Origin of the sequence: Gilvimarinus gilvus (assembly GCF_030518155.1) — a bacterium.
Taxonomy (GTDB): domain Bacteria; phylum Pseudomonadota; class Gammaproteobacteria; order Pseudomonadales; family Cellvibrionaceae; genus Gilvimarinus; species Gilvimarinus gilvus.
Map to the genome: position 1 here is coordinate 53,377 of NZ_JAULRU010000569.1, position 11,844 is coordinate 65,220.

13 protein-coding genes are annotated in these 11,844 nt (G+C 51.2%); 2 read left to right on the plus strand and 11 right to left on the minus strand.

What is annotated here, in order from left to right; genetic code table 11:
- Window positions 1-34: 34 nt before the first annotated feature.
- Entirely contained in the window at window positions 35-937 is a 903-nt protein-coding gene (locus QWI17_RS10875; protein ID WP_302722531.1) for a LysR family transcriptional regulator, read from the minus strand.
- A 102-nt stretch (window positions 938-1,039) separates the two neighbouring features.
- Here QWI17_RS10875 and QWI17_RS10880 point away from each other — a divergent pair, with 102 nt between their 5' ends.
- Window positions 1,040-1,750, plus strand: a complete 711-nt coding sequence (locus QWI17_RS10880) for an SDR family NAD(P)-dependent oxidoreductase (protein WP_302722532.1) — start codon at window positions 1,040-1,042, stop codon at window positions 1,748-1,750.
- Window positions 1,751-1,783: 33 nt separating this feature from the next.
- Here QWI17_RS10880 and QWI17_RS10885 read toward each other — a convergent pair whose 3' ends face one another.
- The 6 genes from QWI17_RS10885 to ectA all read right to left on the minus strand — a co-directional run bounded on the left by QWI17_RS10885 (window position 1,784) and on the right by ectA (window position 8,163).
- Window positions 1,784-3,397, minus strand: coding sequence for a BCCT family transporter (locus QWI17_RS10885; RefSeq protein ID WP_302722533.1), 1,614 nt, complete (start codon window positions 3,395-3,397; stop codon window positions 1,784-1,786).
- 66 nt (window positions 3,398-3,463) lie between these two features.
- A complete protein-coding gene (locus tag QWI17_RS10890) occupies window positions 3,464-4,372 on the minus strand; it encodes a TPR end-of-group domain-containing protein (RefSeq protein WP_302722534.1) in 909 nt (302 codons plus the stop codon).
- Window positions 4,360-5,796 carry an aspartate kinase gene (locus QWI17_RS10895; protein ID WP_302722535.1) on the minus strand — a complete coding sequence of 479 codons (1,437 nt, stop codon included), beginning with the start codon at window positions 5,794-5,796 and terminating at the stop codon, window positions 4,360-4,362. The genes QWI17_RS10890 and QWI17_RS10895 overlap by 13 nt, the downstream gene beginning before the upstream one ends.
- Before the next feature lie 63 nt (window positions 5,797-5,859).
- Window positions 5,860-6,258: an ectoine synthase gene (locus QWI17_RS10900; RefSeq protein ID WP_302722536.1), complete on the minus strand. Its 399-nt coding sequence runs from the start codon at window positions 6,256-6,258 to the stop codon at window positions 5,860-5,862.
- Between the two features lie 73 nt (window positions 6,259-6,331).
- Complete coding sequence (gene ectB / locus QWI17_RS10905) at window positions 6,332-7,606, minus strand: diaminobutyrate--2-oxoglutarate transaminase (protein WP_302722537.1); 1,275 nt, start codon at window positions 7,604-7,606, stop codon at window positions 6,332-6,334.
- A 44-nt stretch (window positions 7,607-7,650) separates the two neighbouring features.
- Window positions 7,651-8,163: a diaminobutyrate acetyltransferase gene (gene ectA, locus QWI17_RS10910; protein WP_302722538.1), complete on the minus strand. Its 513-nt coding sequence runs from the start codon at window positions 8,161-8,163 to the stop codon at window positions 7,651-7,653.
- Between the two features lie 367 nt (window positions 8,164-8,530).
- Between ectA and QWI17_RS10915 the strand changes: the two genes are divergently transcribed.
- Window positions 8,531-9,025, plus strand: a complete 495-nt coding sequence (locus QWI17_RS10915) for a MarR family winged helix-turn-helix transcriptional regulator (protein ID WP_302722791.1) — start codon at window positions 8,531-8,533, stop codon at window positions 9,023-9,025.
- Between the two features lie 55 nt (window positions 9,026-9,080).
- Here the strand turns inward: QWI17_RS10915 and QWI17_RS10920 are convergent, their stop codons facing one another.
- The 4 genes from QWI17_RS10920 to QWI17_RS10935 all read right to left on the minus strand — a co-directional run bounded on the left by QWI17_RS10920 (window position 9,081) and on the right by QWI17_RS10935 (window position 11,820).
- A complete protein-coding gene (locus tag QWI17_RS10920; protein ID WP_302722539.1) occupies window positions 9,081-9,407 on the minus strand; it encodes a putative signal transducing protein in 327 nt (108 codons plus the stop codon).
- A gap of 31 nt (window positions 9,408-9,438) precedes the next feature.
- Window positions 9,439-10,926 (minus strand): PH domain-containing protein, encoded by a 1,488-nt coding sequence (locus tag QWI17_RS10925; protein ID WP_302722540.1) that lies wholly within the window; start codon window positions 10,924-10,926, stop codon window positions 9,439-9,441.
- Window positions 10,910-11,443, minus strand: coding sequence for a PH domain-containing protein (locus QWI17_RS10930; RefSeq protein ID WP_302722541.1), 534 nt, complete (start codon window positions 11,441-11,443; stop codon window positions 10,910-10,912). Before QWI17_RS10930 ends, QWI17_RS10925 begins: the two co-directional genes overlap by 17 nt.
- Before the next feature lie 89 nt (window positions 11,444-11,532).
- Complete coding sequence (locus tag QWI17_RS10935; protein ID WP_302722542.1) at window positions 11,533-11,820, minus strand: hypothetical protein; 288 nt, start codon at window positions 11,818-11,820, stop codon at window positions 11,533-11,535.
- Window positions 11,821-11,844: the final 24 nt, after the last annotated feature.

The window sequence follows — 11,844 nt, forward strand, 5'->3', positions numbered from 1 at the left end:
GAAGTTAGGGCGAAACCAATACTAACAATGAACACTAAACCGGCTCCACCAGCATTTCTTTTAGGTAACTGACCATGACTTGTGTTTTCGCAGGTTGATAGCGGCGCGAGGGGTAAAGCAACCAGGCAGCAGACTGAAAATCGGTGGCGGAAACCCGGTACTGCGGGCACAACCGAATCAGGCGCCCCGCGCGAACGTCTTCCCTTACCATCCAACTGGCCAGCAGTGAACAACCCAAACCGCGCAAGGTTAACTCTCGCAGCGCCATGGCGTTCGACACGAGCATGCGAGGTGAAAACGCAACCCTATGCTCTTCGCCGTACTCCCCCTGAAACATCCACGCCTCTCGATAACCCGGCAGATTGATGGCCAACAGCTCAAGCTCCCGCAATTGCCTGGGGCTCTCTGGTGTGCCTTTTTGCTGTAAATAACCGGGGGAAGCACAGGCCCAAAACTCGGTATCAAATAGCTTTTGCGCTACCAGATTGGGATCGGGTGAGGAGGCAAAGCGACAAGCGAGATCAACCTGTTCAGACAATATATCGACCACCGCATCGGTAAAGCGCAAATCGAGTATAAGCTTGGGGTAACGCTGGCAAAACTCAGGCACTAGGGGCAACAAACATCGCTGACCAAAAGCGGTTGATGCCGTTATCACAAGTTTACCCTCGGGCTCGCTGTGTTGCTTTAGCGCGCATTCACGGGCTTGCTCAAGCTCTTCAATCAATGGCGTCGTCTGCTGCAAGTAAACCGCACCGGCGGAGGTGAGCGAAACCTTGCGGGTACTGCGGTGAAACAACTTAAACCCCAACTGTTGTTCAAGCGTGGCTATTTGCCGCGAGACCAGCGACGGATCAATACCATCCTCCCGCGCCACAGCCGCAAAGCCCTTGCGCATCGCTACCCGGTGAAACAACTTTAAATGCTCGGTATCCATTATTGCATTATATGCACCAATGAAATGTTTACAAGGCTATTTATTGGCACTCAAAACATCAATAGTCTGGCACCTCTACCTCAACACACTCAGGAGCAACATATGAATCTCAACAACAAAACCGTATTGGTAACAGGAGCCAACCGAGGCTTAGGTCAGGCATTGGTACAGGAGCTACTGACGTGCGGCGTGAGTAAAGTGTATGCAGCAGCCCGAACCCCTGCCAGCATCACCACTCATGACGCACGCGTCACCGCAGTGGCGCTGGATGTCACTGACTCCGCAAGCATCCGTCAATTGGCCAATGAGCTGACTGACCTCGACTTGGTTATTAATAACGCAGGCGTGATCCGCTTTGGCGATTTGCTTAATGCCAGCGATGACGACTTTGACCACTGCTTCGAGGTGAACCTCAAAGGCTTATGGCACGTTAGCCAGGCCTTTACGGCGGCGCTGAGCCGCGGCAACGGCGGCGCTATCTGTAATATTTTATCGTTGCTATCACTGGCAAGCATGCCGGGGCTCGCGGCTTACAATGCCTCAAAGGCTGCCGCATGGTCAGTGACGCAGTCGCTGCGCGGCACTCTAAAAGCGCACAAGATTGAAGTGCATGCGGCCTACCCTGGCGCCATAGACACCGACATGGTTGCCGGTATTGAAATGGACAAAGGCAACCCGGCCGATATTGCCAAGGACATTGTGAGCGGTATAAGCCAAAACCAAGAGGATATTTACCCAGGCTATGCTCAGCAGGTGTATGACGTATGGAAAACGGATCACAAAGCGGTAGAGCGTGAGTTCGCCGCCACCTGAAACAAAAAGCCGGCGAACAGCCGGCTTTTCTAATTAACGCTCCTGTTTATTTCCTGCGTTTTTTTGTTCTCTGGGCAATGACCCCATCGGGTGTATGGGGGGCGCGTTACCTTCTGCCAGGTCCTTCATTGAATAACCGAGGTAATCGGCGTGCAGCGCTCGCATCAGCGATACACCCATAAATACCAGCAGCACACAAAAGGGAAAACCAAGTGCGGTAATCACGTTCTGCAGCGCCGTAAGCCCACCACCGAGCAATAAGGTAGCGGAGGTTGAGCCTAACAACAGCGTCCAGAAAATACGCTGAATAGTTTTTGATGGCTGCTTATCCTTGCGTGACAACAAGTCGATAACCAGAGCCGCCGAATCCGCGCTGGTGGTGATAAACACCACAATCACAATCAACGCCAGAGCCGAGATAACTTGTGGCAGAGGAAAGTTTTCAAGAAAAGAAAACAAGGCTACAGAGACATCCGCCTGCACCTCTTTAGCAATCGACACCCCTTGATTCAACTCAAGATCAATCGCCGCCAAACCAAACACAGAAAACCACACCAGGGTAAACAGTAAGGGCGCGCCCAAAGCACCGATAATAAACTGACGAATGGTGCGCCCCTTAGAGATCCGCGCAATAAAAATACCCACGTACGGCGCCCAGGAAATCGTCCAGGCGAAATAGAAAACCGTCCAGCTGCGCTGCCAGTCAGAATCACCATAAGCTTCTGTCCAGAACGAGAACCAGAGGATTTTATCCAGATACATACCGACGTTCTGCACCAACCCTTCGGTCATAAAGAGCGTGGGACCACAAATCCAAATAAACAGCAAAATCGCAATAGCGATTAAAATATTAAATTCCGACAGACGTTTAATACCCCGGTCCAGCCCCAAGGCGACTGAGACTGTTGCAACGCAGGTTATCACCGCAACAATAGTCATTTTTGCCCAGGTGGTATCGGGCAAACCCACTAAATAGTTAAGGCCGCTATTGATTTGCAATGTACCCAAGCCCACGGATACCGCTACGCCGAATAACGTGCCTAACACAGCGATAATGTCGATGGCCCAACCGATAGGGCCGTAAATTCGATCACCCAGCCCCGAGTAGAAAACACTACTGATACGCATCGGCAAGCCCTGGCGGTAGGCGAAATAACCAATAGCCAGTGCCGGCAAGGTAAAAATCGTCCAGGTATGCAAACCGTAGTGGAACATCGAGATTTGCATGGCAAGTTTGGCCGAGGCTATCGACTCTGGCTCAACGCCTGCGAACGGCGGACTGGCGTAGTGGTACATAGGTTCGGCCACGCCCCAAAACATCAAGATAGTGCCGATACCGGCAGCGAATAGCATACAGAACCAGGTAACTGTGTTGTACTCCGGGCCTTCATCTTCCGGGCCCAAGCGAATGCTGCCGTAGCGACTGGCACTCAACCAAATCAAAAACACCAGCAAACCACTGACACTGGCAATATAAAACCAACCAAATTTGGTAAACGTAAACTGACCGACTATGTCGAAAAACTGGGCAAACTCATCGTGAAATGGCACCGCAAAGCCAACAAACAATACAACCACCGCTACCGAGAAAAAAAAGATTTGCGGTATCGCACTTAACCCCATGCGTTTTGCCAGGTCATCCAACATAATCACTCCTTATCATTTTTGTATTGCTTTGGGTATTCATCCCTGGGCCGAACTCGCGACCTGCGCTTAGCTCGTACTGGTCAGCTCCTTAAACTCGTCTAGCTCCATCAGTGGCTTCAAGGCGGGATCTTCCGTCATAAACTCGCGATAGCTACTGGAGCGCTCCAGTGCCTCTTTGAGGTAACTCAGCGCTTGCTCGTAATTACCAAGATTGGTTTTTGCGCAAGCCAACTGATAGAACGCGTGAGCATTGTCGGGGTCCATGGCCAGCGCCTGCTGACACAAGTTAATGGCCCACTGCACCTCGCCCTGTTCCAGTACTTCGTCAGCTTTATAGGTTAAAGCCTCGCAGTTATCCGGATCTAATTCAAGGATTTGGTCGTAAACAGCTAACTTATTGGCCGGTTGCGTCTCCTGCCCCGCTCTGAGCCAAAGGGCATGCAGTTCTTGTGTGCGTTCAATTTCTTCGCGGTTGGCGTCGATATGACGGGTTTTTTGCGTCAATTGCTTCTCAATAGCTTCAAGGCGCTGCTCGTAGGTTTCGATCAACTTGCCCACTTCTTCATCGGCAATTTTATTCATCCGCTCCTTCATGTCACGAATAGAAGACCAACCGACCAACACCAACAGCGAAGTCACACCGGCAATAAGATAGAAAAAATTGTTAATGGTGCTAGTGGCGTAGCTTACCCCGCGATCGATGGACTCGGCCTGACGATCTACAATTCGCTCGGTTAGCTCAACGCGCTGGTTCGCCATATCGGCACGCAACTGCTTTAACTCGTCGAGCACGTAACGCTCCACAAAGGGGTTATAAAGCGGTTGTTCGAGGTTGTTAACCCGGCTCCGCGCATCAGCATCAGTAACTGCCGGTTTTGTCTCGTCAGATGCAGCATCGGCGCTGGCTTGCGCCAACGCCGATTGCGATACCAACAATGCCAGAATCCATGGCAGGGCGAACGTCAAGCTGCGCATATAGCGTCACCGTGATTATGTACTTCAATCAGGCAACGGTGCAGACTTTGTACCGCCGTATCGTAATCATCTTCGTCGATAACAAACTGCATATCGACCTGGCGAATAGATTGATGCATGGCAAGAATACTGATATTCACCTCCGACAGAGCCGATACCGTTTTTGCCAACATACCTGGCACTTTCATATCACTGCCAATGGCCGATACAACCGCCACTTTACGAGTGTTGATTTCGGCATCAGGGTAAGCCTGCTCCAACACGCGACGAATACGATTGACCGTTTTTAAATTCGCGCCAACGTAATGGGTAATGGTGTTCGCATTTAAATCTTTGCTCACTACATGCGCTTTAAAGCGAGTGATCGCATTCAAAATCGCACTGTCGTAAGCCTCGATGTTGCCCATCATGTCCTGATCGAACAATTCAATCGCGTACACGCGCTTGCGACCTGCAATAATTTCTACGCGCGGTGTCTCACTGACGTAGTCACCGGTAATTAAGGTACCGGCATGATCGGGCTCAAAGGTATTCATAACGCGCAGCGGGATATCCGCCTGACGCAAACCTTTCGCGGCGCGCGGGTGAATCGCTTCCATACCCAAATTGGCCAGCTGATCAGCCACGTCGTAGTTAGTGCGGCCAATAGGCACCACTTTGTCAGCCCCAACCAAACGTGGGTCGGCACTACTCAGGTGATACTCTTTGTGGATAATCGCTTCGCGCGCTTCGGTTAGTACCGCAATACGGCTAAAGGTCATTTCGCTGTAGCCACGGTCGAAACTTGCCATTAGGCCCTTATCACAGTGCGTGTAACCGGTGGCAATTAACAACTCGTTTTCGTAATCGGCATCGGCAAAGGATTGCTTAATCATATTATCCAGAGACTCGGCACCATCGGCCTGCCAACCGGACAAATCAATAAAGCGAGCATTGATACCGTCTCGCTGCAACAAGTGAGTCATATTCCAGGCGCTGTGCGCCTCACCCAGACTCGCCAGCATTTCTCGCACTGTAAACAAGTGCGCCTCGAGCTCAAAGTGACCGTGTTGACAAAGACGCTCCAGATCAACCAGTACTCGCTCGGCATCGTCCAGGCGCTTGGTCAAAAAGGCGTCGGCCTTTTCACCCAAATCGGTGGTACCAAACAACGTTTTGTTCATGGCAAACATTTCAACACGCAGTTTTTCGAAGGCTTTTTGCCACTCGTCATCGCTGTCAGTGTTGGCAAACATTCCGTAAACCCCGGGGTTGCCGTTCTTTTTATTTTCCAATAAAAGATCGGTCATACCGCCGTAAGCAGATACCACGAACACGCGATTGTAAATGTCCGTGCTGTTGTTGCCTTTCAAAATAACGTTGTCGCGAACCGCCTCATATTCACTCATGGACGTGCCGCCGATTTTCTCTACTGTATGATTCATAGCTATGCCTTTAACGTTGAGGTTGGGTTGGGTGCGGTGAGTGTTGCTCTACCGTCCAAGTCCTCAGTCGGTAACCTCCTCTGCGTCCAACTCATAAGCGCCTTCGGCGTTATGAACTTCTTTTCCGTGTAGCGGTGGATTAAACACACACGCCATTTTCATTTCTTCATCCGCTCGTAAAATGTGCTTATCGTTCTTATCGAGAATATAAATGGTGCCTGGTTCAATAGGGTAAACCTTACCCTCTGCCAAGTCTTCTACCGAACCGTAACCGCTCATGCAGTACACCGACTCCAGATGGTTTTGATAGTGAAGGTGCAATTCAGCGCCACGATAAATAGTGGTGACGTGGAATGAAAAGCCCATATTGTCGTTTTTCAACAAAAGACGGGTGCTGTCCCATCCTTCGGAGACAATTTTTCTGTCGGACTTTTCGGCATCTTTCAAGTTGCGAACGATCATGAAGTTTCCTCTACATCTCAATTCATTAAAAATGGCGGCAAATGCCGCCATATTACCAAGCCTGGCGGGTGGATTAAGAAGCTTTTTTCAGCGCTTCTTCTGCAAATACTTCGGCAAAGCTCTGCTCAAGCAGGTCTAAACCTTTAGTTAGAGCGTCAACCTCAATCGTCAGCGGACAAAAGCACTTCACTATTTGACTGTGGTTGCCTGAAGTTTCAATAATGACACCTTTTTCGAACGCGCGTTGGCAGATTTTACTCGCCAACTCACCGGTTTTACAGTCTATGCCCTGCATCAGTCCGCGACCTTTCAAACGCAAGGTCATTGCACCGTGGGTGTCAATAACTTTCTTGAAACAACGGGTGACGATTGCCGCCTTTTCAACGACAGCTTTTTCCAGCGAGTTGTCACTCCAGTAGTGCTCAATGGCGGCTGTTGCGGTCACGAATGCGTGGTTGTTGCCACGGAATGTGCCATTGTGCTCACCGGGCAGCCACTTATCCAGCTCAGGCTTGATCATCACGACCGCAAACGGCAAGCCGTAGGCACTCAGTGATTTAGACAGGGTTACGATGTCCGGTGAAATATCAGCCTTCTCAAAACTGAAGAAAGTACCGGTACGACCACAACCGGCCTGAATATCATCCAATATCAGCAATATACCGTGCTTCTTGCATACTTTTTCCAGCGCCTTTAACCAGGCATTAGAGGCAACGTTCAAGCCGCCCTCGCCCTGCACCGCCTCTACAATCGCAGCGGCAGGCTTGTCGATACCACTGGACGGGTCAGACAATAATTTGTCGATCATTTTGACAGTGTCAACATCGTGACCGTAGTAGCCGCAAAACGGCATGCGGTCTACGTCATTGAGCGCCACTTGCGCACCACCGCGATGGTGCTGGTTGCCCGTCACCGCAGCCGCGCCCAGTGAGCAGCCGTGAAAACCGTTGGTAAAAGAAATAACGTTGGTACGACCTGTCACCTTGCGCGCGATTTTTAGCGCAGCTTCAACCGCATTGGTACCCGTTGGCCCGCAAAACTGCAGGACATATTCCATATCGCGAGGTTGCAGGATATTGTCGCGAAACACTTCAAGGAACTTAGCCTTGGCCGCACTGTGCATATCCAGGCCGTGGGTAATACCGTCGGCACTGATGTACTCGATCAATGCTTTTTTCAAATGCTCGTTGTTGTGGCCGTAGTTCAAAGAGCCGGCGCCGGCCAAAAAGTCAATGTACTGCTTGCCATCTTCACCGTACAGGTAGCAGTCTTTCGCCTTGTTAAAGACAACAGGGAAAGAGCGGGCGTACGACTGAACTTCCGATTCCATTTCATTAAAAATATTCATTACTGACCTCGTTGTAAACAGTATCTAGTTGCATTCGCACGGCGCTATGACCGCTTGATGGGACCAATTTCTAAAAGATGCTCCGAGTCGTGCTCACCACCAAAGTGAGTCTCTTTATCGAAGTAGACGCCACTGCTAAGCGGGGCGTCCCACTCTTTCGCCAAAGACTTAAACACGCCCCAGGAGGCGTCGTTATCTGGCGTGATCGTGGTGTGAATATGGGTTACGACCTTGCAGGCCTCGCCGCCAAGCTGCGCTTTCACCAGGCGCTTGGCTAACCCCTTGCCGCGACCGGCCTTATCGACCAGCAGCTGCCATACAAACAGTACGTGCGGTTGCTCGGGCGGAATATAGCCGGAGACAAAGCCCACCATTTGCTCGCCGTCTTCCGTCACCTTAAAAGCGGCCATGGCCGTTTTGGCAAAATGGGAACACTGCAATAGATTGCAGTAGAGCGAATTGGGGTCCAGGGGAGGATTCGCCGCGACCAGTGCGTGCACAAATCGACCGTCTTCGGCTGTGGGGTGTCGAAAGGTAATCTCGTCAGTGTCTGACATACCTAATATTTCTTTCTCTATATAGTTAAGTTAAGAACATAAACCAGTTTTGTGACAAGAAAACGACCTTGTCGCTTAAATAGCCCCTTAAAACCGGCATACCTGCTCAGAAAACACTCAAATCACATCAAAACAATACTTAGTGATCTAAGCTTTAATCTATAGTACACTATGGATATTACGATGTCCAGAAGCACCAATACCACCCACCAATCGCCCATATTTGGTGCATTTATGATAAACAGGGCGATATGAGACTGTTGAAAACAACATGGCACAAGCAATAGATATGCAACTCGACCAAGAAACATTAGGCCTCGAAGTAAAAGCTGAATATAATCTCGATCTTTCTCACCAGAGAACCGCCATGGACAAGATTGAAGAAGTGCTGGTAGCGCTCAGGCGCGTCATTCGCGCCACCGATTTACACTCGAAGAAGCTGGTGAAAACCGCGAGTGTCACGGGCCCACAGCTGCTGTTAATGCAGATTCTAAACAACAAGGGCGACATGACGATTAGTGAGCTGGCACGCGATATGAGTCTGTCGCAAGCGACGGTCACAACGGTTCTGGATCGCCTGGAAAAGCGAGAGCTGATTACCCGGGTGCGTTCGCAGCAAGACAAACGCAAGGTTTACCCCCAACTGACACATAAAGGCGCCAAAATTCTGGAAAACGCCCCCACTGCCCTACAGGACGATTTTGTGCGCAGGTTTAAGCACCTGGAAGATTGGGAGCAAGGCATGATTATCGCCTCGTTGCAGCGCGTGGCGAAAATGATGGACGCTCATACTCTGGACGCTTCACCCTTCTTGGACGTGGGCGCGCTGGACCGCGGCGAGCTGATCGACCGAGCTAATTAACTCGGGTTGGGGCACTGGCCTGCGCAACTGTGCGACAGGCCTGATGATTACTGTCTCACGCGCGCGCGCTTAGCATCATTGCCAGCAGAGCCACACCAACACCCAGAACCACCCCCACCACGACAATAAACACCGATCTAGGGCTCTGCCCCGGCGCGGCAGACTCTGGCGCTCGCATTTGATCCCACTGGCGCAAGATCGCTTGCGCTTTGGCGGCATCATCTGGCACAACCAATATTCGGATAATACCGAGCGCCTGCAACTCCCCGATACCGCCCTGCAAATATTCGCCGTCCATACGTGCGTCAATGCCCACCCCCTTTAGCAGGGCCAGCGCCAGCTGTCCCTCCAATGTATTCGCCGCGTTATAGACACACTCCATAGCTGTACCTCGCTCGATGATTGCACCGGCATTAAAACCAAGGCGAATTAAAGCTCACCACATCCGCCAGTAAGCTGTCTCGTAACTTATGCGCCTGCTCTACGGGCACACAGGGGATACTAATGCGCCCATCAGCGCTCCATACATGCACGGTCGCCAGACGCAATTTACGCGCTACGGGAGACTGGCTGAGGGTAATTTTCTGCAGCTTACCCGTGGGCAGCCAATGCTCGCTAAAACCAATAAAGCCTGATCTCAGCGCCAACCACTGTGGATCGCGGTAAAACCCAAACCAACGCCAACGCCGTCTTGTGACCCAGAGCGAAACAGGTAACAGCAACAAGATAAGCAGCGACAGCAACCCCGCCACCGCATAGACAATGGCGGTAACGCTCAAACAAAAAGGCACCCAAAGAATAAGCGGTTTCACCCAGTAGAAACCGTGCACCGAATGCCATGTAGGCACCGGTAAAGCTAACTCTCGCTTTAACCCACTCAACGTGGCCGCGGTTAATACAGGTATTAGAAACTTCTGTTGGTTGACCGCTCCCGTTTGCGCTATACCACCAGCCTTACTGATTTGTACTGTAAATCGACTGAGCAGGCGGGCAATAATGCCCTGATAAACGGTGACCTTTTGCAGTTTTTGAATTTTGAAGCCGCGGGTACGAATAGTGGTTAGGCCAGCCCGGTACTGATAGCGCTCACCAACCCGCGTTAGGTGGTAATTCCAATAACGCACCAAAGCGAGAATAACCGACAAACCAAACAATAAACTGGTACCCGCCAGCACGGCAAATACAGCCAGAATTAAACCCACCGACACCGCTAAGTTACCACTCGCCCACTCAAACCAGTGAAACAGCTGAGAGTGCTCTATTGAAGCCAGCGCCGATTCCATTAAGGGGCCAGCCTGCTGGCCCAAAGGCGCCGCTAATGGTGCCAAATACAGCAATGAATTTTGCATTAAACCATAGCGGGCGACATCGGCGGGCGTCAGCTTCAGCTCGAAGTCCGCGGCAGCCTCATCCGACGCTATGAATTGCTCCGACGGAGCACTCTCTGATTGCTGAAACTCCAACACTTGCTGACGCAACGTCTCGGCAAGGGATGTGGGAATTCCCGGAATATCCACCTCTTGCTGAGCGGAGCCCGCACTCTCCAGGCCCAGGGTCGCCAGCTGAAAAGGCCGGAAATAGAACGGATGAGCAATATCGGCTTGCTGAACCCGTTCGAAATCCAGGGTTAGACGTTTGCGATTAAGTATGCCCGAGCGCAAATTAATGCGGCCCTGCTCCAAGCGAAAAGTAAAAAACCAATACTGCAGCACCACCCCCAACAACATCAACACAGCCATTAGTGGCAGACCGTATTGCCAAAAGAGTTGCTGCACGAATTCACCGCCGGCGAAGGCGGGAATTAAAATAGGCCAGAGATTAACCAGATGCGGGATACTTTTAAACGCAAAATACACAGTCGCAACCGGAGAGACCCGTTGCCACTCAGTATTCAGCGGCATCGATAGACTCCTCGGCGGTAATTCTTTCGGTGAGGTAATTCTTCAGTCGGTGCGCCGTCTCCGAGGGGAGACCGGGAATTTTAATATCCGACTGGCCTCCGCCGGCCGTGTAGAGCACCAGCTTGCTCAGACCATACAGACGTTCCAGTGGCCCCTGAGTGACTTCTATGTGCTGGATTCGATTGTTACCTGCCGAGGAGGTTGCATGCCACCAGTAGCCTGTGCGCTTATGCACATCCAGCTCGCGCAGCAAGTACTCGGTGCGCTTAACCCGGCGCGGAATCCAAATACCGCAAAGCACCAACACCAAACTGACGCACAAGGCGAGCACTATTTTGACGATAAGCAGCAAGGGCTCAATATTGAGCAGCAAGACAACAATGCAACCGACAATGGGTATCAGCAGGTTGAGTGTCACTGTTATACGCAATACCGATTTATAGCTTGGATCTATAGGAAGCCACGGCTCGCTCTGCAGCGGTGGCAACTGTTCCGTAGTAATGGGGGCATCGTCCATTATCCGCACCTATTGTTGTTATAAAGTGGGCTCGACGATGAGTCACCAGGGGGCATATACCCCACCGCAGACTTTGTGTTGTGTGGCGCTTAGAAATCGTCGAACATCTGGATATGATAACCGCCATCAAGCGCTTCGGCCATGGCTTTATCTGCGGCAATAACACGCTCATCGGCCAGTAGTGATGGCGCCACTCCTTTGCGCTTGTGGATGTTAATCTCGGTAAAACCCGCGCGCATCAGGTATATCTTGCACAACTGCTCGGCCCCGAACAAATCGACAAAATCGATATACACAATGAACGGAACCTGTTGCCCCGCTTTTACATCTTCGTCAATGTCCTTACGCGCCGTCGCATCGGCAGAAAATATATACATAAAAGCCTCATAAAATAAAGTCTG

Bases quoted from the DNA above. Each gene is read 5' to 3' on its own strand.
- QWI17_RS10875 (WP_302722531.1), bottom strand. From the start codon at position 937: ATGGATACCGAGCATTTAAAGTTGTTTCACCGGGTAGCGATGCGCAAG.
- QWI17_RS10880 (WP_302722532.1), top strand. From the start codon at position 1,040: ATGAATCTCAACAACAAAACCGTATTGGTAACAGGAGCCAACCGAGGC.
- QWI17_RS10885 (WP_302722533.1), bottom strand. From the start codon at position 3,397: ATGTTGGATGACCTGGCAAAACGCATGGGGTTAAGTGCGATACCGCAA.
- QWI17_RS10890 (WP_302722534.1), bottom strand. From the start codon at position 4,372: ATGCGCAGCTTGACGTTCGCCCTGCCATGGATTCTGGCATTGTTGGTA.
- QWI17_RS10895 (WP_302722535.1), bottom strand. From the start codon at position 5,796: ATGAATCATACAGTAGAGAAAATCGGCGGCACGTCCATGAGTGAATAT.
- QWI17_RS10900 (WP_302722536.1), bottom strand. From the start codon at position 6,258: ATGATCGTTCGCAACTTGAAAGATGCCGAAAAGTCCGACAGAAAAATT.
- ectB (WP_302722537.1), bottom strand. From the start codon at position 7,606: ATGAATATTTTTAATGAAATGGAATCGGAAGTTCAGTCGTACGCCCGC.
- ectA (WP_302722538.1), bottom strand. From the start codon at position 8,163: ATGTCAGACACTGACGAGATTACCTTTCGACACCCCACAGCCGAAGAC.
- QWI17_RS10915 (WP_302722791.1), top strand. From the start codon at position 8,531: ATGGACAAGATTGAAGAAGTGCTGGTAGCGCTCAGGCGCGTCATTCGC.
- QWI17_RS10920 (WP_302722539.1), bottom strand. From the start codon at position 9,407: ATGGAGTGTGTCTATAACGCGGCGAATACATTGGAGGGACAGCTGGCG.
- QWI17_RS10925 (WP_302722540.1), bottom strand. From the start codon at position 10,926: ATGCCGCTGAATACTGAGTGGCAACGGGTCTCTCCGGTTGCGACTGTG.
- QWI17_RS10930 (WP_302722541.1), bottom strand. From the start codon at position 11,443: ATGGACGATGCCCCCATTACTACGGAACAGTTGCCACCGCTGCAGAGC.
- QWI17_RS10935 (WP_302722542.1), bottom strand. From the start codon at position 11,820: ATGTATATATTTTCTGCCGATGCGACGGCGCGTAAGGACATTGACGAA.